The sequence below is a fragment of the Pusillimonas sp. ANT_WB101 genome (genome assembly GCF_008369125.1).
Taxonomy (GTDB): Bacteria; Pseudomonadota; Gammaproteobacteria; order Burkholderiales; family Burkholderiaceae_B; genus Allopusillimonas.
Genome location: NZ_VOAY01000004.1, coordinates 453464 through 477996, shown reverse-complemented (window position 1 = coordinate 477996; position 24533 = coordinate 453464). Strand labels below are relative to the sequence as shown.

Sequence of the window (24533 nt, the reverse complement as noted above, 5' to 3'; positions counted from 1 at the left end):
ATGCGAAGGCTTCTCTATAATACCGGGTTGCCAATCCTGGCGGTCGGGGGTTGTGTCAAAATATAGTCTGTTTCAGGAGACGAGATCCTCGTGCGTTCGGTTTTGTGGGCAATTCTAATCGCGTTCGGCTGCGTGCCGGCGGCGCAGGCGCAGGCGCAAAAGCCGGCGTCGGGAACGCTGCCGTCCCTCACATCCAGCGGCCTCACTGTTGCTCCCAAGCTAAATTTGCACCAGAACATTAATGAAGACGAAATGTCTTCTTTTCTAGTCGCTGACAAAATCGAAACTGATCAAAGCGGCAAGGTCATCATGACCGGCAACGCCGAGGTGCGTCGTATTGATTCGGTGGTTAAGGGCGACTACATCGACTATGACCGTAGCACCGGCGATGCCCGTGTGCGAGGAAACGGCCTCATCATGCGTGACGCCACCATTGTGCGTGGCTCAGAGCTCAACTACAACATTAACAGCGAAACGGGTGAAGTTACTGATCCCAATTTCTGGCTGGGTTCGACGGGTGGTGCAGGCAAGGCGGCGCACGCTGACATCTTGAGCCGCACCCGGCTGCGACTTACTGATGTTAATTACGCTGGCTGCCCTTGTCCCGATCCGGCCTGGTATATCTCATCGCAGCAAGTCGATCTTGATTTCGATAAAAACGAAGGCATCGCCCGCAACGGCGTGTTGTACTTCAAGAAAGTCCCCATTCTGTATTCGCCCTATCTGACCTTTCCAGTCAAAAAAGAGCGTAAATCGGGGTTGCTGGTGCCCACTTACGGGGCGTCATCCAATAGTGGGTTCGATCTCTCAATACCGTATTACTTCAATATTGCCCCTAACTACGATGCCACGCTTACGCCTCGCTACCTCAGCAAACGCGGTGTTCAATTGGGGGGGCAATTTCGCTATCTAGGGCGTAAATACAGCGGTCAGCTCGACGGCACCTGGCTGGGTCACGACCATGTCACTGGTGAAGACCGCTGGATGCTGCTCGGTCAGCACAAACAGATTCTGGGTAATGGATTCAATGCCTATCTCGATTATCGGCGTGTGTCAGACGACGATTATTTTCGTGATTTCTCGTCATTTGGCATGAGTGACGCGTCTGTCAATTATTTACCCAGTTCGGCGCGCGTTACCTGGAGCGGCTACAAATATTTCAGTGGCTCTTTGTCGGCATTCAAATACCAAACCTTGCAAGATAAAACCACCAACTACGAGCAGCCGCAGTTTGATAAACTGCCCGAGCTCTACATGCGTGCTGCGCGATATAACTGGGGTGGGTTTGATGTTGTGTCTGAAAATTACGCCACACGCTTTAGCATGCCTTTTTATTCAGGCCGGCTGTCCAAGTTTGATTACTGGCGCAATCATCACATTGCACCCGACGGTACTCGCCTCAGTTCGTACACAACGATAGCCTACCCCATTGTGCGTGCAGGCTGGTATGTAACGCCTAAGATGGGCTTGCACATGAGCCAGTACAATACCAATTGGTATGGAGCCGATACAGGTTTTGTGGGGCTTCCAGATTCGCAAAGCCGTGTGCTGCCCATTATGTCGCTTGATTCCGGCATGACCTTTGAGCGCAATACCACGCTGTTCGGCAATGACTCCATTCAAACCCTTGAGCCTCGCGTGTATTATCTGAATGTCCCGTATCGGGATCAATCAGATATCCCCATCTACGACACCAGCATTGCCTCATTCAATTATGCGCAGGCCTTTGGTGAGAATATTTTCAGCGGTGGCTGGGATCGCATTTCCAATGCAAACCAGTTGACTATCGGTCTGACATCGCGCTGGCTCGACGCTGAAAGTGGTTTTGAACGCTTGTCTCTGTCGGCTGCCCAGCGGCTGTACTTTGAGGATCAGCGTGTCACTCTGGGCGCCGAAACACCCCGCACAAACACGCGGTCAGATTATCTTGTCGGTGCCAGTGCTGCGCTAACCGATAAGTTCAATGTGCGGTTCGACGCGCAATTTAACCCAGAGTCGCGCGAACGCAATCGCATGTCGGCAGGAGTTCGCTGGAGCCCCAAACGTCTCACCTCATTGTCGGTATCGTATCGTTATGAACGTGACCCGCTCATGGTCGCCAACCCTGACGTCTATGTGGATCCCGAAGATGATCGCACGCGTGAACAGATTAGCCTGGCGGGTCAATGGCCGTTGACCCGCAGTCTGTATACCATGGGGCGCTTCGATTACTCATTACAAGAAAAGCGTAATACTCAGACCATTGTTGGTCTGGAGTATAAAGGCGACTGCTGCTGGACAGCGCGCATGGTGCTTCAGCGCTATGCCGTATCCCGCGGTGACACCAATACCGCAGTATTTTTCCAGCTGGAGCTGGCCGGACTCGGGTCGCTTGGTACCGACCCGATGCGGCTGCTTAGCGACAGAGTTATCGGATACGAGCCGGTAACTCCTCCTATATCTGAAAAAACGACCTTCGAGAGGTATGAATAATGCATAGACTGCCCGCCAAACGCTGGATTGTGTCTTTTTTGGTTGCCCTGGCGGGAGCCATATTGCTGCCAGGCACCTCCCTGTTAGCGAAGCCGGCAACGTCTTCCGCCAAGAGCCCTGCAGAGCCTGCAGCCAAGCCCGCCGGTGCCCAGTTTGTCGACGGCATTGCGGCTGTCGTCAACACCAACGTAATTACTTTGCAGCAGGTCAATGCCGATATGCAAACTGCACGACAGCAGTTGCAGCATCAGAATATTCCGATACCCGATGAGGCAACGTTACAAAAACAGGTTTTGCAGCGCATGATCACGCAAGAGCTCCAGCGCCAGGAGGCAGAGCGCCTGGGTATTCGGGTTTCCGAGGCGCAGCTTGCCCAGGCCGTGCAGGCCGTAGCGGGCCGCAATAAGCTTACCGAGGCTCAGTTGCGACGCGAAATCGAAAAATCAGGCGTCAGCTGGGACCATTATCTCGACAGCGTGCGTACTGAGGTTCGCATGGATATGCTGCGCCAGCGCGCCGTCGACAGTACTGTCACCATATCCGATGGCGAGATTGACTCGTTTCTGAAAAATCAGGATCGACAAGCTGGCCGTACACCTCAACAGAGTAGGCAACAGTCGGTAGCACCATCGCGCGCGTCGGCCCAGTCTGGTCCTCAGATGCTGGGTATCGCACAGATTCTGGTAGCCGTCCCCGAGGGCGCAACGGCCTCTCAGGTTGAGTCATTGCGGCAAAAGGCCGAGGGCCTGCTGGCCCGAGTTCGTAGCGGGGCTGACTTCGCCGGCGTGGCTGCGGCCTCTTCAGATGGCCCGCAGGCACTTGAGGGCGGCAATTTGGGTGTGCGCCCTGTTGATGGTTGGCCTGATCTGTTTGTGCAGGCAACCCAGTCACTGAAAGCAGGCGAAGTGGGCAAAGTTGTCCGCAGTGCTAATGGTTTCCATATTCTCAAAGTAACTGCCAAGGGTGCCGCGTCGGCCCAGCCTCAGGCCAGGCCTGCGGCGCCACCCACGCTTGCCGATGCATCGCCCACGCCGCAGCAGCAGGGGCCCATGATTGTCACGCAAACGCATGCACGCCACATTCTTATCAAGATCAGCAAGGTCATGTCTGATCAGGCCGCGCATGATCGCGTCGAGCAACTGCGTCAGCGCATTCTCAACGGTGAAAGCTTCGAAGACCTTGCCAAGCGTTATTCAGAAGACGCAAGTGCGCCACAGGGTGGCGATCTTGGCTGGCTTACACCTGGCGAAACCGTGCCAGCGTTTGAACAGGCCATGAATGCGCTACAACCCGGCCAGGTCAGTGAACCAGTTCGTTCGCAGTTTGGCTGGCATCTCATTCAGGTGATCGAGCGGCGCAATAAAGACATGGGCGACGAGTTCAGGCGTATGGAAGCACGCAAAACGCTGTTCGAGCGGCGCATAGAGCCTGCGTACGAAGAATGGCTTAGCCAGTTGCGTGGTCATGCTTATATTGACAACCGCCTCGATCCCGAATCGAGCAGTGGCAGGCGTTAAGACGATGGTGCATCAGGCGCGCAAGCGATTCGGTCAGCATTTTCTCGTTGACCAGGGCGTTACGGAGTCCATCGTCAGGGCAATAGACCCAGGCCGCGATGATACGGTTATTGAAATCGGGCCTGGGCTTTCGGCCCTGACGGGGCCGCTGCTGCAATCGCTCAATCATTTGATTGTGGTTGAAATTGACCGTGATCTGGCGGCACGCCTGCGTAGGCAACATCCGGCTGACCGGATCACTGTTATTGAAGGCGATGCACTAAAAACTGATTTTTCTGCGCTTGGAAGCCGATTGCGTCTAGTGGGCAACTTGCCGTACAACATTTCCAGCCCGTTGTTGTTTCATTTAATCGATTGTGCTGATCAGGTCGTCGATCAGCATTTTATGTTGCAACGCGAGGTTGTAGACCGCATGGTGGCCAAGCCTGCCACCGGTGACTATAGCCGCCTGTCTGTCATGCTGCAGTCGCGCTACCGCATGTTCAAGCTGTTTGATGTTGCGCCTGAAGCGTTTGATCCGCCGCCGCGGGTGGTGTCGGCCATTGTGCGTATGGTTCCGTTGCCAGAATCCAGGCCACGTCCGCGTAGCGACCGCGTATTTGCACGCGTCGTAGCGCGTGCATTTGCTCAGCGGCGCAAGATGCTGCGTCGTGGGCTGGCAGATTGGGCTGAACACATCGACTGGGATGCGTTGGGAATACCCCCGACGGCTCGCGCCGAGGAGCTTTCCGTGTCGCAATTTATAGCACTGGCAGATTGTCTCCTGGATGCGGGCGTCATAAAGGCCGAAACCGCCTGAGGTCAGTTCACGTGTTTCGAGAGAGCGCTGTTGGACGTATCCGCCTGCGGTCGATATGGCCGGCAGGCCAACACATGGGCGCAGAGGCCAGCACCATGTGTTGCAGGCAAGAAGAGCGCGTGAACCCAGACTACGTCTCGCAGCCTGGCGCGCTTTTTTATGAGAGCCAGTGTTTCAAGTCGTAGTAGCGCACCGTGGTGCCATCTTCGACGCGGGTGCCAGCTGGTATGCGGGCAAAGCCACTGGCCCAAGGCAACGAGCTTATGATGCCTGATCCTTGTTGAAAGTATGGCCGTAGGCGAGGCTGGTCGTCGGCCACGAACTCGGCATGAACACGCAGAAACTCTTCACGTTTTTCTTCAAAAGGCCTGTCAGCCATAATTTTGCCGAACTGCACATCTGGGATCACGGTGGCACGGCCCTGCATGGTGCGAATCAGTGGCGTGACCAGTAAAGTGAACACGGCGAAGGCTGAAACGGGGTTGCCGGGCAGGCAGACAATGGGCTTGCTGCCGATGTGGGCGAGAGCTACGGGCTTGCCCGGTTTCATGAGTACGCGCCACAGATCGAGTTTTCCTCCGGCCTGTTCGATGGCAGGCTTGACCAAGTCTTTTTCGCCGACTGACACGCCGCCTACGGTCAGCACGACATCGCAGTCATTTAGCAGCGTGGACAAGGCGTTATCAAGTGATTCGGCGGTGTCCAGCGCATGCAATGCGTGTACAACCTCGACCCCGAGGTTTTCTGCCATGGCTGTCAGCATGGGGCCATTAGAGTTATAGATGTTTTCATCGCTTCTTTCTTGCCCGGGCAGAATCAGCTCGTCACCTGTGGTCAGAATGCCCACACGCAGCGTTGGGTAAACATGCACTTCGGCATATCCTTGCGAAGCGAGCAAGGCGATTTCAGCGGGGCCCAGCAAGGTGCCCTTGGCAAATAGCTGTGCGTCAGTGGCAATGTCTTCACCTTGGCGACGTATATGCGTGCCAAGTACAGGCGGGACTGAGATCGTAAAACCTTCTTCAGTTTCTGCGCCATCTTCTTGCATGACGACAGTATCTGCACCCTCAGGAATCAGGCTGCCCGTAAAAAGGCGTATGCACTGACCTGGCTGTAGTGGCTCTGGGCGTACCCCCGCAAAGCAGCGCTGTTGTACGGGTAGTGGTTTGCCTTGCTCATAATCGGCCAGGCGGATGGCGTAACCGTCCATGGCGCTGTTGTCGGCCGGGGGCAGATCCAGCGATGCAAACAGAGTTTGCGCCAGAACCCGACCTCTTGCCTTGCGTATCGGGCAGACTTCGGTGATATTGGGAGGTGTACCGGCCGAGGCCATGCGGGCCTGGGCTTCATCGAATTCAAGCATGTAAAAACACTCCAGAATGACGGGGCAGTTAGGTTTTGTTCGCTGGCGCGTCCAAACCTTTGTTAAGTTTTGTCCGCTGGCGCGTCCAAACCTTTGTTAAGTTTTGTCCGCTGGCGCGTCCAAACCTTTGTTAAGTTTTGTTCGCTGGCGCGTCCAAACCTTTGTTAAGTTTTGTTCGCTGGCGCGTCCAAACCTTTGTTAAGTTTTGTCCGCTGGCGCGTCCAAACCCCATTGTTGGGTTTTGTCGGCGTCGGACTGGCGCTGTTCTACCCAGAAGCGTTTGCCGTCGGCCAGGGTTTCACGTTTCCAGAAGGGGGCGCGGGTTTTGAGGGCGTCGATGATGTATTCGCAGGCGCGGAAGGTGTCGCCGCGGTGGGCGCCAGCGACTGCAACGAATACAATTTGATCGGTGTTGCTGAGTTCGCCCACGCGGTGTACCACCAGACACTCAAGCACGTTCCAGCGAGTGCAGGCCGTTGTGCAGAGGGCTTCTATTTCGCGTTCGCACATGCCTGGGTAGTGCTCAAGAAACAGAGTGTGGGTGGGCGCGTGTTCGGCATAATCGCGCACATAGCCGGTAAAGCTGACCAGGGCCCCTGTTTTGCCGGGGTGTCGCTGACGCAGTGCTTCGGTTAGTTGGGCGGCGTCGAAATCGTCTTCTTGTACAACAACCATGGTTAGCCTCCGGTCACGGGTTCAAATACGGCTACCTCGTCGCCCGGTTGTATGAGCGTGTCATGTGGCACATGGTATTGATTGACGGCAAGTTTGAGGCGTGTAACGGGTGCAAGTTGGGGGAAGCGGGCTTCGAGCTGGGCTAGCCAGTCGCTTCCCGTTATGGGGGCGTCAAACGGGCAGGATTCGTGTCGCTGTCCGGTAAGCTCGGCGACTTGGGCGAAGTAAAGTACGGTAATGGTTGCTGGGTTGGCCACGTTAGTCTCCTGGCGGGGCATGCAAACACGGGCCCCGTTGTTATGGCCTATTCTAGCTCATCGAAATAGGGTGTTGCCGTGCTTAAGTGCAAGGCTGCAGGCTATGCATGTGCCAGTGTGACGGCAAGGCCGGCACCAGCGAGAAAAGGGCCGAATGGGTAGCTGCCTTTGGCGAATACAGTGCGCTGATGGCTCATGGCGAATAGGGTGCCGGCGAGGCTGGCCAGCATCAGCACATACAAAATGTGCTCAATGCCGCAGCAGGCGCCCAATGCGGCCGCCAGTTTGAGATCGCCTCGCCCCATGCCTTCTGTTTTGGCGATTTTTGAGAACAACCCCATTACTAGCCAAAGAAAGCCGTATCCCACGAATGCGCCAAGCAGTGCATGAGTAACATTGGTAGCGGCTGAGGGTTGCAGGGCCACGATCAGGCCTGCGGAAAACAACGGCAGGTTCAAGGCGTCGGGCAACAGGCCTGTACGGATGTCGATGAGCGCCAGACTGCAAAGCAGAGATGCTTGAAAAGCTAGCGCAAGCGCATGCGCGGACCACCCGTACCGACCAAGAAACCAGATATGGCTGGCGGCGAGAACGAGGACGCACACAAGCACGGCAAAGCGTTGGGCGGGGGTTGAAAAACGAAACTGTGGATGTGCGAGCGAATAGAGCAGGGTGGCTGTGTTGGCCAGTTTACCTTGCTCGATGGCCTTGGCATACGCTGCGGCGAGCGCAGCGCTGTATAGCCCCGACAAGCCTCCGAGTAAACTGGCGAAAGCAAACGCCCACATAGTGAGTGTATTAAAGTGAGGGGCCTGTGCGGGCTGGAAGTGCGCTAGTGCTTAGTTGGCGTTTGCCCGCCACTCGCCGCTTTTTCCGCCTGACTTGTACAGCAGTCGAACCTGCTCGAGTACTATGCCTTTGTCGGCTGCCTTGCACATGTCGTAGAGTGTGAGGGCGGCCACGCTGCAGGCGGTCATGGCTTCCATTTCTACGCCGGTTTTGTAGTCGCTGCGGCAGGTGGCCTGCACGCGGATAGTATGTGCTGCATCATCAGGGAAGAAGTCAATGCCCGCAAAGCTGAGTGGCAGGCTGTGGCACAAAGGAATAAGTTCGGCGCAACGTTTGGCAGCCAGTATGCCGGCAATGCGTGCTGTATTGAGTGCGTCACCTTTGGCGTTGTTGGCGGCTGACAACAGGGCGTAAGCGGTAGGGCTTAGGCGGACAACGGCTTCGGCGATGGCTGTGCGCTGGGTTGATTGCTTGTCGCCGACGTCAACCATGCGGGCTTCGCCGGATTCGTCGATATGGGTAAGCGTGGGCGTTTGCCCGGAGATTTTGGTCATGTGTGGTGTCGCTGCGAATGAAACAAGAGACCTATCATATACGGTATCTGGTCTTGAATAATCCGTAGTTGCCGTAGTAGGTGTTGCACCAGCGTGCCGCAATGCAACAGTTTTGCGTGGATATCCTGACCACGCGGTACCTAGGTCGCGACGTACCCTGCATCGGGAGCGTATCATTATGCATTCATGCCGCCGATGGCTGCGGATGGCAGGCCTCAAAGGTCATGTCGTGGCCGTGCTTTACCTATTTCGGGCCTGGCTGCGTTTTTTCATGGCGTCAGCGCGTTCGCGACTGCCGCCGTTTTTCGTTCCCTCACTACGAAGGGAAATCAATAATTGCTTGCGGAGATTGTCATGGCTATAAAAATTGGTGACCAGGTTCCAGACGGCGTTCTCACCGAGTTTATTGAAACTGAGACCGATAGTTGTGCAGTCGGTCCTAATCAGTTTCAGGTTTCAGAAATGGTCAAAGGCAAGAAAATTGCCCTGTTTGCGGTTCCTGGCGCCTTTACGCCAACGTGCTCAGCCAAACACCTTCCAGGCTATGTTGAATTGGCTGAGCAGATGCATAAGCATGGCGTCGACGAGATCTGGTGCGTGGCAGTCAATGACGCGTTTGTAATGGGTGCCTGGGGCCGCGATCAGGGTGTAGCCGGCCGCGTACGCATGCTGGCCGATGGCAGTGCCGCCTGGGTACGCGCTTTGGGGCTGGATGCTGATTTTTCTGCGCGCGGCATGGGCGTGCGTTCGCAACGCTTTTCGGCTGTGCTTGAAGATGGCGTGGTCAAGCATTTGAATGTTGAGCAAGCTGGCAAATTTGATGTCAGTGACGCTGCCACGCTGCTCAAGCAGCTTAGTTAGTTAACCCTGTTTTTTTGCCAATAGTCATACGGAGCCCTGCGGTACGCCATGGTGCAAATGATTGCCTCGTTTTTTTCACTCTATCTTGCCACCGTGTTGTTGCTGGTCGGGTCGGGCTTGTTCAACACTTACATGGGTCTAAGGCTGACCGCCGAGTCGGTGTCGGAACTTTGGGTGGGCAGTCTGATTGCCATTTATTATCTCGGGCTGGTCTTTGGGGCGCGTATAGGGCACAAAATCATTATCCAGGTCGGGCACATTCGCGCGTATGCGGCGACAGCAGCCATTGTGACTATTACCATACTGGTCTTGGCCCTCGTTAATAACCTGTGGGCCTGGCTGGGTTTCAGGTTTCTTGCCGGCATTGCCATGGTCACTCAGTTTATGGTGATAGAAAGCTGGCTTAATGAGCAAACAGAAAACGCCCAACGCGGTCGTGTTTTCGGCTTTTATATGATTTGTTCAAGCTGTGGCACCGTGCTGGGGCAGTTGTCGCTCACGCTGTTCCCCAGCCTGAACTACGAGCCATTGATCTTTGCCGCTATGTGCTCGGCGCTGTGTCTGGTGCCTGTGGCGTTGACACGTCGCATGCACCCCACTATTCAGGTGCCGGCCCCCATTCATGCCAAGTATTATCTGGCACGGGTGCCCATGTCGCTAATCATTCTGTTTGTCGCCGGCATGGTAACGGGTGCATTTTATGGGCTTGCGCCCGTGTTCGCGCTCAAGCAAGGGCTTAACAATAGCGAGGTTGCTGTATTTTTGGCGGCATCGGTGGCGGCTGGGCTGTTGGCGCAGTGGCCGCTGGGGTGGCTGGCCGACCGTGTCAATCGCGCCGGCATGATACGTTTGTGTGCACTGATCCTGGCCTTGTCCACTATCCCCTTGTGGGGCTGGTGGACAATTCCATACTGGGGCCTGGTGGTATTTTCATGCATATTGGGCGCGTTGCAGTTTACGCTTTACCCGTTGGGGGCTGCTTTCGCCAACGACAACGTCGATCCCGACAGGCGTGTAGGACTGAGTGCGATCCTCTACATGGTGTACGGCATGGGCGCATGTGTGGGGCCCATGTTTGCCGGCTTGCTCATGCGCGAGTTGCACCCTGAGGTGTACTTTGTGTTTGTTTCTGGCTGTGCGTTTGTGCTGGTAGCCGTAATTCGTCCGCAGCAGGTTACGGGCGCCAACCTGAGTGAAGACGCCCCTACGCATTTCGTGCCTATGTCTGACAGCCTGCAAAGCTCCAACATTGTGGCATCGCTTGACCCTCGCGTAGACGTGGAGAGCGATGTGTCGTTTGAAACCCCGCCCGAAGAAATGCCGGCAGGCTCCCTGCCGCCCGATCCTGACGAAGCGGTGCAGGCTGGAGCTGGTTTGGAAGAAACTGCGTCAGCGGTGGCTTCGGCAGCGCCAGGGTTGGTCACAAGCGTCGCGGCTGAGACGGGCGATTTAGCGGCAGATGCACCGGAGTCGGCATTGCCGAGATCGGTATCGCCAGAAGTGAAAGTCGGAGCTGCGGCACCAGAGTCAGCATTGCCAAGGCCGACCGCGCCAGAAGCGGCAACAGCGGGGTCAGTAGCATCAGGTTCAATCGGAACAGCTACGACAGCGGCTGACGCAAGCGATGCATCGTACTCAGCATCGAATGCGGCCAGGCACAGACGATCGCAGCAGAGCGACTCAGAACCATCGATTGGGCCAAACCAAAAGCCAGATCCGGCTATTGGTTAATAATTCGCGCCAGACCTAGCGCCCCACAAAACAACCTCGTGGGGCACTTGGTCTGCATAACACCTCTGAGCCGTGTGTACTTAATACTCTGCGGTCTGAAAGAAAGCCCTGAGCTTTTGGGTACGCTGGCCTGGCCTGGGTCTGCTTCTGAGTGGTTTGGGTAAGTTTCTACGCCCAAGCGGGATCAGCGAGGGATGAGGATCACAATGGCGCTAATGGCAAGCACAATGCCTAGTGCGTTTACCCACGACAGACGCTCACGAAAGAAGCCCGCACCGACCAAGGTTCCCAAAGAAATAACCCCGATGTTCATGGCTGAAAAAACCAGCGTGGGGTTGTCGGGAAAGACCTGATGGGCGCGGATATAAAAGTAAATGTTGCCGAAGTTAAGCAGGCCCAGCACCAGGCCCGCCACAATGTTGCGCCGCTGCCATACCGTGCGCCTGAGCGTCAGGTAAATAAAAATTAGAATCCCTGCCAGTGCGAAGGCGGCGAACAGACTGCTGGAAAACACGGCACCGCTTTTTGCCAGTTGCTTAAATAGTATGTCTATGGTGCCGTAGCCCACCCAAACCGCAAGCAGCAAGCCTGTGGTTTTGAACGTGTCACCGGACCCTGAAGATTGGCGGGGACGCAGCAGCAGACAGACAAGTGCGACCAGCGCAATGGCAATGCCCATCAGCTTGGTGCCGGAAACGTCCTCGCTGAAAATGACGAAAGCGGCGATCAGCGGTATGAACAGCGATAGCCGTTGTGCTGCATCGCTTAGCACGATGCCTGCGTGCCGAACTGCGCCGGCCATAGCCAGAAATATGGTGGGCAGCAAAACACCAAGCAACGCCAGTATCCACCACGGGGTAGAGGGGCTGAGCAGCGAGGCAGGCTGCGGCCTAAGCACAATAAGACAGAGCGCGGCCGCCACGACGTAATTGACGGCGATGGCCTGATCAATGGCAATGTTCTGCCTTCGGGCCATCTTGAGCAAGATTGATACGGCAACGCTACAGGCGATGCTGATAATGAGAGTGTGCATTGAAGTGTGATCGCCTGAGTTTTAGCGTGCCGTCTCGTGGCAAGGTGTGTCGGAGGGTGCTTGAGCGGCGGAGGAAGAACCGGCCTGGGCCGTATCGCTAGCTGGTGTGCTGCCTGTGGCCGACATATCCAGCCGCTGCAGCAGCTGCTTGTCGCGGATGACGTTGGGGTTGCCCGTTGTCAACAACTGATCACCGTAGAAAATTGAGTTGGCACCTGCCAGAAAGCACAAAGCTTGCAGTGAGTCGTCCATTTCTTCGCGCCCTGCGGAAAGCCGTACGACGGCGCGCGGCATGGTGATGCGCGCTACAGCGACTGTGCGCACAAACTCGAAAGGGTCGATGTCTTCGCCTTGAGCGAGCGGAGTGCCTGGCACCTTGACCAGGTTGTTGACGGGCACAGAGTCGGGGTACGGTGACAGGTTTGCTAACTGCTGTATCAGGCGCGCTCGGTCGCGACGCGTTTCGCCCATGCCCACAATGCCCCCGCTGCATACGTTAATGCCCGCTGCCCGCACACGCTCGAGCGTGTCGAGGCGGTCTTGGTAGGTGCGTGTGCTGATGATGGTGCCGTAGAATTCGGGCGATGTGTCGAGGTTGTGGTTGTAGTAATCAAGGCCGGCATCGCGCAACATTTCGGCTTGGCCGGGCTTGAGCATGCCCAGGGTGACGCAGGTTTCCAGCCCCATACCTTTAATGGCTGTGACCATTTCGGCGACCAGATCGACTTGGCGGGCAGTGGGTGAGCGCCACGCAGCGCCCATGCAAAAGCGCTGTGCTCCGCTTTCTTTGGCCCTTCGAGCCGCCTCAAGCACTTCTTGCACGGGCAGCAGGGCTTCTTTTTCGACTTGTGTGTCATAGCGCGATGATTGCGGGCAATACGCACAGTCTTCCGGACACCCCCCTGTCTTGATGGAGAGCAGCGTAGACAGTTGAACCGTGTTGGGTTCATGGTTTTGCCGGTGCACGACTTGGGCACGAAGCAGCAGATCCATAAATGGGAGCTCGTACAAGGCGAGGATGTCGTCGAGTTTCCAGGCGTCGTTGGCGTGGTTGGTGGGCGAATGCCTGGCTACCTCTGTAGCCGTCATGGTTGAGCGGGGCATGCTGACGATTCCTAAGCAATATGGAGCGGCTATGTTAGGAGTATGAAGGCGAGTTCACAAGCGCGAAATTGAGAGAATAAGGAGGAAAATAAAGACTATTTAATCGTATTTGATGGATTTTGCTGCCTACAGCGCTTCAGAGTAATGCAACTGTGTCGAAGTCGGTCGCGTCGTAAATTAGTGTCAATTTGTTACTTTGGTGTTTGGCGCCCCGCGATGAGCCTCCAAGCATTATTTTTTGCCTGATGCGCGGCGTTGTGCGTCAGAGCCATCTAAGCACGGGCATGCCTTCTTGGCCCAACAGTACATAAGCCAGTTGCCCATAGCGTTGGGCGAGCGCGTCGGCCTCTGCTTGTGAAGGCCTGAACAGCACCACGGTGGGCTCGATAGGCGGGCTTCCATCCTCGGCACTGTTATACCCCTGCATAGATGTTAGGCCCAGCGCCTCAGTGTCGCGCTGTAGCGCGCGCTGAGCTGCCTGGTTGATGGCATGGTCTACGACACACCCTCCAGGGTTGTAGGCAGTGATAAGTGCGGCACAGTTAGCCTCAAGGGCTATAAGAAGTGCCCGGGCCGCAGTGCTGGCTTGCCCAATGTGCAAAACAATGTCGGCGCCAGGAGCCTCGATGACATACCGGGCGGCGTCAAAGGCTTGGCGAATGCACACGCTATTGCTGGTATTGGGCATGGTGTATCTGTGCGAAGGCGTTTCGCCTGCAGCATACAGGGTGTGGTGATTTTTCAGCAAGCGTGCGGGCGTGGGTTAAGTCCTTGGCCGTTGCGCTTGGGCGCATTTCAACGATGTCTCTATTCAAGCAGATTTACCGTTGATGCGTAACCGCCCCGTGCAGAGTTGATGCTGCGCGTTGAACAGCGAGCGGAAGGCCAGTAGCGTTACCCCGAGTGTGCCTAGTGCGGTAGCTGCAGCAATGATGAACATGATAATGATCTGGTAGCGCACGGCTGCTGCGGGCGAGGCGCCTGCCAGCATCTGGCCGGTCATCATGCCCGGCAGGCTCACCACGCCCATTACCATCATGGCATTAATGGTAGGAATGAGCGCAGTGCGCATGGTCTCGACGATTAGCGGGTGAGCTGCCTCCCAGCGCGTGGCGCCCAGCGCCAGGTCGGCCTCGATCACATCAGATTCGCGCGCCACCCCTTCCATGAAGCGATCCAGCGCCAGTGATACGCCAGTGAGCAAGTTGCCCAGTACCATGCCCAGAACCGGAATCGCGTACTGAGGAGAAAACCACGGGTGAACGTTGATAATGCCTGCCAATGCTGCCCCAGTGACTACGAAGGCCGCGCCCAGCACTGATAGCAGGCTGTTCCAGTAGATGCCCTGAAAGCGCCGCCGGGTGCGGCGTACTGCAGCCGCGCTGGCCAGCGCCGCCATCACCAGACCGATGCCGACCACTGGTAATGGCGTGCGTAATGCAAAAATCGATTCAAGAATGAAGCCGACCAGCAGTAGCTGTACCGTCATGCGTATGCTGGCCACCAGCAGGCTGCGAGCCAGCCCCAGGCGCAGCCACATTGAAATCGCCAGATTGGCCACAATCAGCGAGGCCGCAAAACCCAGCTGCCAGTTGCTTAGGTTGATGTAGCTGGTGTTCATTCGGCAAGCTCCAGCGTGATCAGGCGGTCACAGGTGCGCTGCAGTTGGATGCTGTCATGACTAGTCCAGATACAGGCGCGATCAGCGGCATCGGCCATCCAATGTTCGATAAGCAGCTCGATCGCCGTTACGGCATTGGCATCGAGCGAGGCGGTCGGCTCATCCAGCAGTAACACTTCTGGCTCCAGCAGCAGTGCGCGCAGCAACGCCACAATTTGTGCCTCACCACCAGATAGTCGCTCGCAGCGCTGCTGCAGGAAACGATCCTCGCGCCCCAGCGCGGCCAGCAGCTCGTGGGCGCGATCAAGTGGGAACGAGCTGTGTGCATGGGCATGAAAACTAAAAGGGGCGCGCAACGCAGCCTCTACACTGCCCTCACGCAGGGCCGGGCGTTGAGGGATGTACGCGACCTGGGCACGGTATGCCGGCATCTGCCAGTTTGTTAATGCACGGCCACGATATTCAAGCTTGCCTTGCTGCAGCGGCTCCAGGCCAGCCAGCGTGCGCAGCAGCAATGTCTTGCCACAGCCCGAAGGGCCGGTGATGCCAAGTCGCTCACCCGGTTGCAGGGTTATTGCTAAATCATGCCATAGCAGCTGGCCGCCGATTTGAAACCCTAGATGCTGTGTGCGCAACAGCGGCGCTCGAGGCGGGGGCGCGGCGGTTTGGGCTGGTGAGTGGCGCATGACTCGGCTGGCTTCCTGTCTGGTTGGCCTGACCACTAAAATTCGAGCGTCAACGTAACGAACCCGCCAGACGAGACATGGATAGGTATTGACCTACCTAGTGTTGAGTAAGGTTCTTGCGGTTTACGTGGCGTAGCAAGGGCACAGTGGACGGCTTATTGTCTGTTGGTCAGTCTGCCGTACACGGGTTCGTTTGGTACTGCATGATAATCGTCTGGTCGGGCGACATGACCACGGTCGTAAATATCTGCACTCAAGTGTATTTCAGATTTTGAATATTTAAGGGTGGACAAGCAAAAAGGGCCAGCCCAATTGAATGGCTTACCCGTCAGGGTTTTCCTAGGTTTGACAAAAAAATAACAATATTACAGAATATTTCAACTGTCTTAAGGCTGTAAATATACTGTAACTCTTCCCCTTTTTTCGCAGGATGAGGCACCATGAAATATATTTTACGACGTGTGGTTCCTGTGGTCCTGGCGTTTGGCCTAGTGGGTTGTTCGGTCACCTCGCAAGATACGGTAATGACGACCGAAAAACGTACGGGAGGTTTTCTGGGCCTCAGCACTAAGAGCGATATTGATGTTGATACGCCCAAGGCATTCGCCGAAGTGCAGAAGGTAGTGATAGGCGGTTTCAAGGTTGGCTTCAACCAAAGCAAGAAGCTGCAGAAAAAGGCTGGAGGAATGTTCTCGGGCGGCATGGGGGGCAACTCTACGGGGCTGGTCAAGCTTGACGGTGTCAGCCCTGAGGTCCATCAGCGTATCGTGAACGAGGCTCACGAAAAATTCGTTCAAGCTTTAATCGCCCAGGGCTACGAGGTCCTGCCGCGCGAGACTTTCACCGGCAACCCGGCATACGCAGGTACAACGGAATACGACTTTCCGTATAAGCACGATCAATCCGGACTGTTTTCCTCCTACGGTGTCGGTACCTTCTACTCCCCCTCGCAGATCGGGCCCAAGCAGCCCGTTTTCTTTGGTGAGATTCAAGGTGTCACTGGTGGCCTAGGCACCTCAAACCCAGGTATTGCCGTCGCCAAGTTTGGCGAACAAACGGGCGCTCACGTAATCAATGTCACCTATCTGCTCGATTTTGCCGGAGCAGGTGGACACGCCGGTGGCTCTTTCAGCACGCTGGGCGTCGGGCAGGTAATGTCGGTGGACGCAGGGCTTCTGGGAATTGGCAGCGGCTACATGAGCACTTTCGGCAATAAGGTCGGCAAGTTGACTTTAGGCCAGCCTATCGGGTCAGACATCGCCTTTGCTACGATCGAGAACACGACATCCTCTGCGGAGGTAGGTTTGGAAACCGCACTAAACGTATTCACCGCCGTATTAGGAGGGGGGACGAATCAGACGCGTGAATTCGTATTTCATGCGGACCCGGATAAATATGCTCTGGCAGCGATTGATGCCTTGGACAAAGCGAATGCCGCCTTGGTGAGCAAGATGGCCGAATTACGCTAAGCGATCTCTTGTGGAGGATGCCGCATGAGGGTCTTGTACCTGTGCGGTTGGGATGGTGTAATCAACCGCTTCAACTGTCCAACTAATTGGGGTCAGTTCAATTTTGGGATAGAGCCAGACTTTCAGGAAAGAAAAAGGGCTAGAGCATTTCTGCGCTAACCCTTTGAATTCTTTGGCGGAGCGGACGGGACTGTTCAAAAACAGCACCCATAAAACCGCTTTCGCTTTGAAATCAATAGGTTAGTAGCGATTGATTAAAAAAACCTGCTACCAAAATCGATACCAGTGGTAGCAAGTTGATCGTACTACGTGAGATAGCAGTTGTACAGTTCTATGATTTATGCAAAAATCACAAAGCATTGTGCATAAATAAAAAAGGAACATAGATATGATGAGCGCTGAAATAACAGAGGCTATTAAGAAAGCACTGAATGAGGCTCCACGAAATGGATATGTTGGCGAGTTGCATCTTCAAATTTTGAAGTATGCACAAGAGTTGCAGGCAGTCGGAGGAAAAGAATTTTGTGAAGAGTTGGGTATTGGAATTGCCTACGGAACAGAATTTAAGAAAATGCTGAAAATATGGCCTAGGTTAAAATCTGCCGGTTTAATTGAAAATAAAATCTAATTTATTTCTTGATAAGACTTGACGTCCAGTCTTTTTTTTGTATATTAAATAATGTCAATGTGGTGGCGTAGCACTACTCAAAAATCCTCGACAGATTTAGACAACATATGTACTACGAATTAAAAGCAACCGAAAGGTTGCTTTTTCTATTGGTCTTGACAATTCAACTTTTTCTATTAATTTGAATAGCACATATGTTGTATACGTCGAAATCTAGTAGTAAGAAAAAAAAACTACACAAGTATTTTCCCGGTTCTAACATATCAAGCAATGTATATTTTTTGTTGTAATGCAGAAGGCACATTAAATTAAAACTGACTGCGAAGGATTAAACCCCTTAATGTTAATTCAACAGAATATAGTAAGGTTGCAACCAGCAAATTAGCGACTAAATAATATGGATAATTAGCGACGGTCAGAATGACTTAATAAATAATTGACGAAATGTGAATGCTGGTAAAGTGGTTAGAACGGATTAGTAGCAAAGCCACAAGGAAGACAATCAGGAGGACCCTGCTACTGTATCAGCAAACGATACGAACCTCCAAAATAGATAAAGTTGCTTTATATCTATCTGGTGCTATGTGGATTAAATCTAATATAGTGGTTCCAGTAAAGTCCAAACTCATAGATTATTTATGATCTACTGGGTAGGGTAAAACTTTGCTGGAACCGTGTGGAACACATGGTTCCCTAACGTCTCCATTATTATAGATAGATAAGTTCTATTATTGATTTAATTTAAAAGTCTGTTAGTTTAATAGTAGTGAAGTAACATTGTTTATAACGAAGGTCTAACAAACTAGGCATACACTCACTATACCTTTCCTACGGAAAAGTGTTCGCCCTTCGGGACAACAAGCCTTTGGCTTGTATGGTGTTACCACCAAAAATAAATATAATAATAAAGGTGGATTTATGACTAATTTATATGTAAGTTTAAGATGTGGGAAAATAAATCAATCCACAGAAACGGCAATGCATAATCATAATATGCGAGTTAGTGAAACGAAAAAAGAAAATAATGTGGATTACTCACGAAGCCATTTAAATAAATTAATTATGGGTAGGTCGGATACAGTCAAAGCAGTCAATGAACGAATAGAAGAAATTGTGCCTAGGAAAGTAAGAGCAGACGCCAATAGAATCTTGGAGTTTGTAATATCAGCAAGCCCTGAATATTTTTATGATTTTGAAAAGTTAAATATTACTCGCAAGCAATGGGATAGCCTTACTCCTGTAAATGATAAAAATTATCATAATAAAGTAAAAAAGGTTTTTGAGACTTTAGATCAAAAAAAACTAGATCAATTTACAGAAAAGGTAAAAGAATTTTGTAAGCAAGAATTTGGAGAAAACCTAATAAATTGTGTTTTACATTTAGACGAAAAAACTCCTCATTTTCATATAGCAATAACCCCGATTGTAAAAAACAGTCTTACAGCTAAAAAATACTTTACACCAATAACAGCAAAAGGTTGGCAAGATAAAATTGGCGATTTATGTGCCCCGCTTGGTTTGTTGCGCGGTGAAGAGAATGACAAAAAGCACGAAAGTTTAAAAGATAATCGTTTAAAACAAGCAGTAAAAAATGGCTATAGAAAAGGGTATAAGGCGGGATATAAAAAAGCATTAGCGAATAGTGATCGATTTGCTAATAAAGTAGAAAATTTTATGAGGCCTGGACAATTAGAAGCAAACCAAGTAGAAATTGAAAATCTGAAAAAAAATGAAATAAAGCTTAAAGAAACATTAAAAGAGGCACAGCAAGATCGCTATCGAGTTATTGATAAAAATAGAAATTTACAAAGAGAGTTAAGAAAGTATGAGCCAATAGAAAAATTAAAGCCTAGTGTGCTAGAACCTCAAAAAGCAACCAAAGAGGCATTATCTACTATCAAGCCCCAGACAACAGCACCAATAATAGTAACCCCAAGCTCTGATAGCGTGGCAGGGGCAGAGGCCTCATTAAACGAGGCTTTAAGTAACTTGAAAAATGCAGAGTTAAAACACGGGATAAATAGCCCTCAGGCAATTAATGCAAGGGTAGCCGTTCAGAGAGCCAAGGAAGCATTAAATAGAGCCAATGAAGCCCGTAGCAAGCCAAAGATATAGGCAATATTGCCTAGCCTTACTTATTAAGCCATAGGCTTAATCAGCAAGGTTAAAATTTGGTCCTAATTATTCCCGTAGTCAGTAATAATTTAAACTGTATCGGACTTACATTTTTCGCTAAATGATCAACACTAAATTTTTTAGCATAGGTTGCTATATTGACGTTTTCTATTTCATGTCCGAAAAATTGACAACGTGGTTCAAATTCGATGCCATTTTTTAGGAAGTGGTCATTAAGAAATTTCCGCAAAGAATGAAAGACTAACTTCCCTCTGTTTATTTTTAGTTCAGCTAAGTGCCTAGCAAATTTTTTGCCAACGGCATTACCTGAACCTTTTCCGTCACGCGACACATACTTGAAAACATTGTCGCCTGAGTTTTTTTCCTTTCGTGATTTAACGAAGGCTATAAACTCGTTATTCATAATTTCTTTGGGAATAGGAACCTCTCGTTTTCCTGCCAGAGTTTTGGAGTCGCGGATAACGATTAGATTATTTCCTTCTTCAGTTTCTTGAAATTGGTCAAATTTCAAGGTAGTAATTTCATTGACACGGCACCCCGTCACCAATCCCAATAAAAGCACATAGTAATAATCTGGGTCTGTTTCTTTTTGGCTCTTGAAATACTCGCTATCAAAAATTTGCTTGATTTCGTTCAGTTCAAAAATACCATAACCATCTGTTAGCTTTTGCTTTTTTGTCATTAATGACATATTTTCAGCAGGGTTTTTCCCCATTAGATAACCTTGCTTGATAGCAAAGTTGAGCAGGGTCTTGATGTAGCCAACCTTGCCGTCTATGGTTCGTGGGACATTCCCTTTGTTTGCCAAAAACTCTTGATACCGTGTCACATCACTAACCATGATGTCAGCAATAAAGCACTTGCTTTGAAAGAAGGCGGTAAATTCTTTGCTGGTATTTCGTAATGCTGTGACTGTGGCTGGCTTAACTTGTCTAAGCAGTATGTATTTGTCGAGTAATTCCAGCAATGTCAGCCCGTGGTGCGTAGCGGGGCGTATGCCCATATTCTCTACAACAGCCCCCTGTGGGGGTGGGGGGGTAGTAGCAGGTGGGCTAGGTTGCTGTTCCTGGACCTTCTTAACCAATGCCAAGGCATCCATAAGCCTACCGTGGTCGTCGGGACCGTCGGCTTTGGCAATGCCTCTAGACAGGTCTAATTCGTATTTTATGAATTTTGAAGGGTCAAGGTCATAGGTCATATCAGCAAGTGTTTTTAGTAATTCACAGGCTCTAATCATAGCCGTATGACGGTCTGCTGTGGCTAACGACCGCTTTACTTGCTTACCTTGTATGCGGGTGTGTAGGTAGTAGAACCTTCCCCGTAGATATACTGGCAAATTTAGCATAGATTGCTACCAAATTTGCTACCACCCAAAAAGACAAAAGCCTTGTAACTCATTGAATTACAAGGCTTTTTTAATCTTGGCGGAGCGGACGGGACTCGAACCCGCGACCCCCGGCGTGACAGGCCGGTATTCTAACCAACTGAACTACCGCTCCGCAGCGGTATTGACTGCCAGATTAACTGGCGTCCCCTAGGGGATTCGAACCCCTGTACCCACCGTGAAAGGGTGGTGTCCTAGGCCTCTAGACGAAGGGGACAGGACAAGCAAGTTGCGAATTCTAGCACAGAGTTAAACTTTCTGCTGTGCGAGTAATCGCGTTTCTTCGTTTTGACTGGTGGAGGTAAGCGGGATCGAACCGCTGACCTCTTGCATGCCATGCAAGCGCTCTCCCAGCTGAGCTATACCCCCGTACTGGCTTGTCTAGCGAAGAAGCGAGATTATGCACGATATTCTCAATGTGTGCAAGTCAGTGTGCGGTTTTTGTTGGTCAAGAGTGAAAATAGTTGGTGGTTGTTGAGTGAGAATGCCTGGCTGGGTGGGAATTTGCGGGCTATGTGAGCGAATACTAAGCATTTTGATGGTATTCCATGGGCGATGAGGGCCTCTTGCCTGGCGCAAGGTGCTCAATGCTCAACCGGGTAGCGCTGATCTTGCACACGTGTGGCCCGGCATGGGTCTAGCGGGGCAGCTTGATCGCGTTCTGGATCGATGTATGGTGATGTGCTGATGTCTTGCATGGTACAGGCTTCATTCGCCCTGAATGCGAGCTTATTCAATGGCAACAATGACAAAGAGCGACGGCAGCACGAAAATGCGCCTCACTGCCCGTTCAGAGGCCGTGAGGCGCATTTAAAACCCGTGTTGCTTGTTGGGTTCTGTGAACGGCTTAACGCGTCGGGCTGGGCTTCTGGGGGCGTCGGCGGGCAGATGCTGCACCCAACCAGAACAACGCCCAGCCCAGTATTAAGGTGTTGCCCCAGCGCACATAGGGGGTCAAACCGCTGGCACCCTGCACTTCGACGTCGAGTACGCCCTTGCTCATGGGCTCTAGCACAGCACGAACTTTGCCATTGGGGTCAATGGCAGCCGTCATGCCGGTATTGGTGCTGCGCAGCATGGGGCGTGCGGTTTCGAGGGCACGCATACGTGAGATTTGAAGATGCTGGCGTAGGGCCCAGGAGTCTCCAAACCACCCCAGGTTGCTCATATTCAGTAATATGGTGGCGCCCGAGCCGTGGTCAGCGCTGGGCTTTACCGATTGGATGATTTCTTCACCAAAAACGTCTTCAAAGCAGATGTCGGGCGCAATGGTCTGGCCGTCTGTCGTAAATAGGGTCTGCCGTACCTGGCCGCGATCGAAGTCACCTAGAGGGATATTCATGGCATCAACAAACCATTGAAAACCGGTGGGAATGAATTCGCCAAATGGGACGAGGTGGTGTTTGTCGTAACGGTCGGCCACCTGCGCTGACATGATGGCGTCAATGGGGGTGTCGGCGTTAAAGGCGATGGCGCTGTTGGTATAGCGGTCGCGGCCATTTACTTGGTCGTGCAGTGGCACGCCCATAATGATGGTGGCATTGCGTTCGCGCGCGACGTTCTGCCATTGTTGCCACAATTCGGGTGCGATGCGGTCTTGCAATAGGGGTATGACGGTTTCGGGCAAGACGATGAGATCAGGCGCGCCGTCAGGCTCGCGCGGTGCCAGCGTTGCCAGTTGCAGATAATCTTTTTGGCTTTGCTGCAAAAACTGTGGGTTGAACTTCATGGACTGGGGCGTGTTGCCCTGAACCAGTCTTACTATTATGGGGTTGCCATGAGGCTGCCACCATGTAGCGTGTGAGAGAACAATGCCCACCAACCCGGCCACCACGGCAAGCCCTACTCCCATGGCCGATTTTGCGCTGTTTTCGTTGCCTTGATCTTTGTCTTTGGCATTGGCATTGGCGAACAGGCCTATGGCGGCAGCTGCAAAGGCGGCCAGCCAGGTTAGCCCATAGACGCCTATTACAGGCGCCCAGCCTGCCAGCAACCCTTCTACGTGCGCATAGCCTAAGTTTAGCCAGGGTAGCCCGGTAAACAGCGTGCCGCGCAGCCATTCAAAAAGTGTCCAGCTCGAGGCCCATATGACTGCCATCATCAATTGGCCGCGGTGGCTGGAAACTGCGTGCCTGTGGCCTTCTGAAAGCCACCATGCCAGGCTAACGGCCAAGGCGGAATAAATGGCCATTGCGGCCGCAAGCAGAAGCACAGCGAAGCCTGCCAGCGGGGCGGCCAGGCCACCATACTCGTGCATGCTGATAAACAGCCAGTACAGGCCGACCGCAAAGTTGCTTATGCCAAACAGATAGACCTTGAGAGCGGCCTGCCAGCCAGAGCTTGAACGGAAAGTGTGATGCGCCAGAAAGGCAAGGCTGAATATCTGCACAAATGGCAGTGCCCACGGCGGCAGCGGCCCTGGCGCGAACGACAGCGCATGAAAGGCACCTAATGCCAGCAGTATGGCTACCAGCGGGGGGCTCAGGTGCCAGAAGCGTGGCGGCTTAGTCACTGCTGTTCAGTGGAGCCGGCGGGGCTGCACGGTTGTGCTGTATATGCAACCAAAGTGCACGTTTGGCGTCAGCGCCCACTACGGTAATGTTGAGCCCTTCATAGTTGATGCTGTCGCCACGCCGGGGTATGCGGCCCAGTTCAGCGGCCAGCCACCCCCCTAGCGTGTCGTAATCATCGTTGGGCAGGTGGGTGTGGAAGGTTTCGTTGAATACATCGATTTCGGTGATGCCCATGGCCCGCCAGCTGTTGGTGCCGGTCTGGAAAATGGTTTTTTCGGCGTCTTCATCGTATTCGTCTTCGATTTCGCCCACGATTTGCTCGAGCACGTCTTCCATGGAAACCAGGCCTGATATGCCGCCATGCTCGTCCACGACAATGGCAAGGTGGTTGCGGCTGACCCGAAAATCATGCAACAACACATTGAGACGTTTGGTTTCGGGGATGAATACGGCGGGTCGCACGAGTGGCCGCAAGTCAATGGACGGGTTGTTGATGGACAGCAGCAAGTCTTTGGCCAGCAAAATGCCGACGATGTTGTCGCGGTCGTCTTCAAACACTGGAAAGCGTGAATGGCCGGTTTCGATGATTTCAGGCAGTATCTCGGCAAGGGGCCGCTCAATGTCGAGCATATCCATTTTTGAACGCGGCACCATGATGTCTGCGACAGTTTGGTCGGCAACATCGAGCGCTCCCGAAATCATGGCATAGGCTTCGGCGTCGAGCACGTGCCGCTCGTGGGCGGCTTCGAGCACCGCCTTGATGCCTTCGCGGTCGACCGGTTCATTAGGCTGCATGAATGCAGTGAGCCTTCTGAACAGGGATTTCGATGAGTTTTTCGCCGGTCGAGGCTCGGCGTCTGGTGAGCTTGGTTCTGACATTGTCCAGGGGACTGGTTTAACGAATCTTTAGGATAACCGATATTGCCGGGTGAGGCGTAGGG

21 protein-coding genes and 3 tRNA genes are annotated in these 24533 nt (G+C 53.0%); 8 read left to right on the top strand and 16 right to left on the bottom strand.

Annotated features, from left to right (window positions below; translation table 11 throughout):
- The first annotated feature begins 90 nt into the window (after positions 1–90).
- Genes FQ179_RS18310 through rsmA form a run of 3 tightly spaced genes read left to right on the top strand, consistent with a single transcriptional unit; the run spans position 91 to position 4788 of the window.
- Entirely contained in the window at positions 91–2472 is a 2382-nt protein-coding gene (locus FQ179_RS18310) for an LPS-assembly protein LptD (protein WP_149398738.1), read from the top strand.
- The gene (locus FQ179_RS18305; protein WP_370459897.1) at positions 2469–3989 is read left to right on the top strand and encodes a peptidylprolyl isomerase; all 1521 of its coding nucleotides are present in this window, start codon (positions 2469–2471) and stop codon (positions 3987–3989) included. The genes FQ179_RS18310 and FQ179_RS18305 overlap by 4 nt, the downstream gene beginning before the upstream one ends.
- 4 nt (positions 3990–3993) lie before the next feature.
- Complete coding sequence (rsmA, locus tag FQ179_RS18300; RefSeq protein ID WP_149398809.1) at positions 3994–4788, top strand: 16S rRNA (adenine(1518)-N(6)/adenine(1519)-N(6))-dimethyltransferase RsmA; 795 nt, start codon at positions 3994–3996, stop codon at positions 4786–4788.
- Between the two features lie 157 nt (positions 4789–4945).
- On the opposite strand, the gene glp is transcribed toward rsmA, so the two are convergent.
- From glp to moaC, 5 genes are all read right to left on the bottom strand, one after another.
- The gene (glp, locus tag FQ179_RS18295) at positions 4946–6151 is read right to left on the bottom strand and encodes a gephyrin-like molybdotransferase Glp (RefSeq protein ID WP_149398736.1); all 1206 of its coding nucleotides are present in this window, start codon (positions 6149–6151) and stop codon (positions 4946–4948) included.
- A gap of 198 nt (positions 6152–6349) precedes the next feature.
- Positions 6350–6826 carry a molybdenum cofactor biosynthesis protein MoaE gene (locus FQ179_RS18290; RefSeq protein ID WP_149398735.1) on the bottom strand — a complete coding sequence of 159 codons (477 nt, stop codon included), beginning with the start codon at positions 6824–6826 and terminating at the stop codon, positions 6350–6352.
- Between the two features lie 2 nt (positions 6827–6828).
- Positions 6829–7104 carry a MoaD/ThiS family protein gene (locus tag FQ179_RS18285; protein WP_149398734.1) on the bottom strand — a complete coding sequence of 92 codons (276 nt, stop codon included), beginning with the start codon at positions 7102–7104 and terminating at the stop codon, positions 6829–6831.
- Between the two features lie 80 nt (positions 7105–7184).
- Positions 7185–7871, bottom strand: coding sequence for an A24 family peptidase (locus FQ179_RS18280; RefSeq protein ID WP_149398733.1), 687 nt, complete (start codon positions 7869–7871; stop codon positions 7185–7187).
- Between the two features lie 51 nt (positions 7872–7922).
- Complete coding sequence (gene moaC / locus FQ179_RS18275; RefSeq protein ID WP_149398732.1) at positions 7923–8426, bottom strand: cyclic pyranopterin monophosphate synthase MoaC; 504 nt, start codon at positions 8424–8426, stop codon at positions 7923–7925.
- Between the two features lie 354 nt (positions 8427–8780).
- Here moaC and FQ179_RS18270 point away from each other — a divergent pair, with 354 nt between their 5' ends.
- On the top strand, positions 8781–9287 hold the full coding sequence (locus FQ179_RS18270) for a peroxiredoxin (protein WP_149398731.1): 507 nt from the start codon (positions 8781–8783) through the stop codon (positions 9285–9287).
- Between the two features lie 48 nt (positions 9288–9335).
- On the top strand, positions 9336–11018 hold the full coding sequence (locus FQ179_RS18265; RefSeq protein WP_149398730.1) for an MFS transporter: 1683 nt from the start codon (positions 9336–9338) through the stop codon (positions 11016–11018).
- Positions 11019–11202: 184 nt separating this feature from the next.
- On the opposite strand, the gene FQ179_RS18260 is transcribed toward FQ179_RS18265, so the two are convergent.
- The 5 genes from FQ179_RS18260 to FQ179_RS18240 form a co-directional block, all read right to left on the bottom strand.
- Entirely contained in the window at positions 11203–12051 is an 849-nt protein-coding gene (locus tag FQ179_RS18260; RefSeq protein WP_149398729.1) for an EamA/RhaT family transporter, read from the bottom strand.
- Positions 12052–12072: 21 nt separating this feature from the next.
- Complete coding sequence (gene bioB / locus FQ179_RS18255) at positions 12073–13140, bottom strand: biotin synthase BioB (RefSeq protein ID WP_255475062.1); 1068 nt, start codon at positions 13138–13140, stop codon at positions 12073–12075.
- Between the two features lie 277 nt (positions 13141–13417).
- Positions 13418–13843, bottom strand: coding sequence for a DUF3293 domain-containing protein (locus tag FQ179_RS18250; protein ID WP_149398727.1), 426 nt, complete (start codon positions 13841–13843; stop codon positions 13418–13420).
- A 123-nt stretch (positions 13844–13966) separates the two neighbouring features.
- A complete protein-coding gene (gene fetB / locus FQ179_RS18245; RefSeq protein WP_149398726.1) occupies positions 13967–14776 on the bottom strand; it encodes an iron export ABC transporter permease subunit FetB in 810 nt (269 codons plus the stop codon).
- Positions 14773–15462: an ATP-binding cassette domain-containing protein gene (locus tag FQ179_RS18240; RefSeq protein ID WP_149398725.1), complete on the bottom strand. Its 690-nt coding sequence runs from the start codon at positions 15460–15462 to the stop codon at positions 14773–14775. Before FQ179_RS18240 ends, fetB begins: the two co-directional genes overlap by 4 nt.
- A gap of 440 nt (positions 15463–15902) precedes the next feature.
- On the opposite strand from FQ179_RS18240, the gene FQ179_RS18235 reads away from it, so the two are divergent.
- The 3 genes from FQ179_RS18235 to mobV all read left to right on the top strand — a co-directional run bounded on the left by FQ179_RS18235 (position 15903) and on the right by mobV (position 19674).
- On the top strand, positions 15903–16931 hold the full coding sequence (locus tag FQ179_RS18235) for a hypothetical protein (RefSeq protein WP_149398724.1): 1029 nt from the start codon (positions 15903–15905) through the stop codon (positions 16929–16931).
- 388 nt (positions 16932–17319) lie between these two features.
- Positions 17320–17559 carry a transcription factor gene (locus tag FQ179_RS18230; RefSeq protein ID WP_149398723.1) on the top strand — a complete coding sequence of 80 codons (240 nt, stop codon included), beginning with the start codon at positions 17320–17322 and terminating at the stop codon, positions 17557–17559.
- A 918-nt stretch (positions 17560–18477) separates the two neighbouring features.
- Entirely contained in the window at positions 18478–19674 is a 1197-nt protein-coding gene (mobV, locus tag FQ179_RS18225; RefSeq protein WP_149398722.1) for a MobV family relaxase, read from the top strand.
- A gap of 49 nt (positions 19675–19723) precedes the next feature.
- On the opposite strand, the gene FQ179_RS18220 is transcribed toward mobV, so the two are convergent.
- From FQ179_RS18220 to FQ179_RS18195, 6 genes are all read right to left on the bottom strand, one after another.
- Complete coding sequence (locus FQ179_RS18220; protein ID WP_188074653.1) at positions 19724–20893, bottom strand: tyrosine-type recombinase/integrase; 1170 nt, start codon at positions 20891–20893, stop codon at positions 19724–19726.
- Between the two features lie 224 nt (positions 20894–21117).
- A tRNA-Asp gene (locus FQ179_RS18215) sits at positions 21118–21194 on the bottom strand.
- 26 nt (positions 21195–21220) lie between these two features.
- Positions 21221–21296, bottom strand: a tRNA-Glu gene (locus FQ179_RS18210).
- A 76-nt stretch (positions 21297–21372) separates the two neighbouring features.
- Positions 21373–21448 (bottom strand) — tRNA-Ala (locus FQ179_RS18205).
- A gap of 478 nt (positions 21449–21926) precedes the next feature.
- Positions 21927–23591 (bottom strand): apolipoprotein N-acyltransferase, encoded by a 1665-nt coding sequence (lnt, locus tag FQ179_RS18200; protein ID WP_255475056.1) that lies wholly within the window; start codon positions 23589–23591, stop codon positions 21927–21929.
- Entirely contained in the window at positions 23584–24471 is an 888-nt protein-coding gene (locus FQ179_RS18195; protein ID WP_149398720.1) for an HlyC/CorC family transporter, read from the bottom strand. Before FQ179_RS18195 ends, lnt begins: the two co-directional genes overlap by 8 nt.
- Between the last annotated feature and the right edge of the window lie 62 nt (positions 24472–24533).

What these genes read in the sequence shown, in the direction of transcription:
- fetB (WP_149398726.1), bottom strand. Translation starts at nt 14,776, where the DNA reads ATGAACACCAGCTACATCAACCTAAGCAACTGGCAGCTGGGTTTTGCG.
- bioB (WP_255475062.1), bottom strand. Translation starts at nt 13,140, where the DNA reads ATGACGGCTACAGAGGTAGCCAGGCATTCGCCCACCAACCACGCCAAC.
- mobV (WP_149398722.1), top strand. Translation starts at nt 18,478, where the DNA reads ATGACTAATTTATATGTAAGTTTAAGATGTGGGAAAATAAATCAATCC.
- FQ179_RS18240 (WP_149398725.1), bottom strand. Translation starts at nt 15,462, where the DNA reads ATGCGCCACTCACCAGCCCAAACCGCCGCGCCCCCGCCTCGAGCGCCG.
- FQ179_RS18290 (WP_149398735.1), bottom strand. Translation starts at nt 6,826, where the DNA reads ATGGTTGTTGTACAAGAAGACGATTTCGACGCCGCCCAACTAACCGAA.
- moaC (WP_149398732.1), bottom strand. Translation starts at nt 8,426, where the DNA reads ATGACCAAAATCTCCGGGCAAACGCCCACGCTTACCCATATCGACGAA.
- FQ179_RS18260 (WP_149398729.1), bottom strand. Translation starts at nt 12,051, where the DNA reads ATGCACACTCTCATTATCAGCATCGCCTGTAGCGTTGCCGTATCAATC.
- glp (WP_149398736.1), bottom strand. Translation starts at nt 6,151, where the DNA reads ATGCTTGAATTCGATGAAGCCCAGGCCCGCATGGCCTCGGCCGGTACA.
- FQ179_RS18270 (WP_149398731.1), top strand. Translation starts at nt 8,781, where the DNA reads ATGGCTATAAAAATTGGTGACCAGGTTCCAGACGGCGTTCTCACCGAG.
- rsmA (WP_149398809.1), top strand. Translation starts at nt 3,994, where the DNA reads ATGGTGCATCAGGCGCGCAAGCGATTCGGTCAGCATTTTCTCGTTGAC.
- FQ179_RS18250 (WP_149398727.1), bottom strand. Translation starts at nt 13,843, where the DNA reads ATGCCCAATACCAGCAATAGCGTGTGCATTCGCCAAGCCTTTGACGCC.
- FQ179_RS18220 (WP_188074653.1), bottom strand. Translation starts at nt 20,893, where the DNA reads ATGACCTATGACCTTGACCCTTCAAAATTCATAAAATACGAATTAGAC.
- FQ179_RS18285 (WP_149398734.1), bottom strand. Translation starts at nt 7,104, where the DNA reads ATGCCCCGCCAGGAGACTAACGTGGCCAACCCAGCAACCATTACCGTA.
- FQ179_RS18265 (WP_149398730.1), top strand. Translation starts at nt 9,336, where the DNA reads ATGGTGCAAATGATTGCCTCGTTTTTTTCACTCTATCTTGCCACCGTG.
- FQ179_RS18195 (WP_149398720.1), bottom strand. Translation starts at nt 24,471, where the DNA reads ATGTCAGAACCAAGCTCACCAGACGCCGAGCCTCGACCGGCGAAAAAC.
- FQ179_RS18235 (WP_149398724.1), top strand. Translation starts at nt 15,903, where the DNA reads ATGAAATATATTTTACGACGTGTGGTTCCTGTGGTCCTGGCGTTTGGC.
- FQ179_RS18230 (WP_149398723.1), top strand. Translation starts at nt 17,320, where the DNA reads ATGATGAGCGCTGAAATAACAGAGGCTATTAAGAAAGCACTGAATGAG.
- FQ179_RS18280 (WP_149398733.1), bottom strand. Translation starts at nt 7,871, where the DNA reads ATGTGGGCGTTTGCTTTCGCCAGTTTACTCGGAGGCTTGTCGGGGCTA.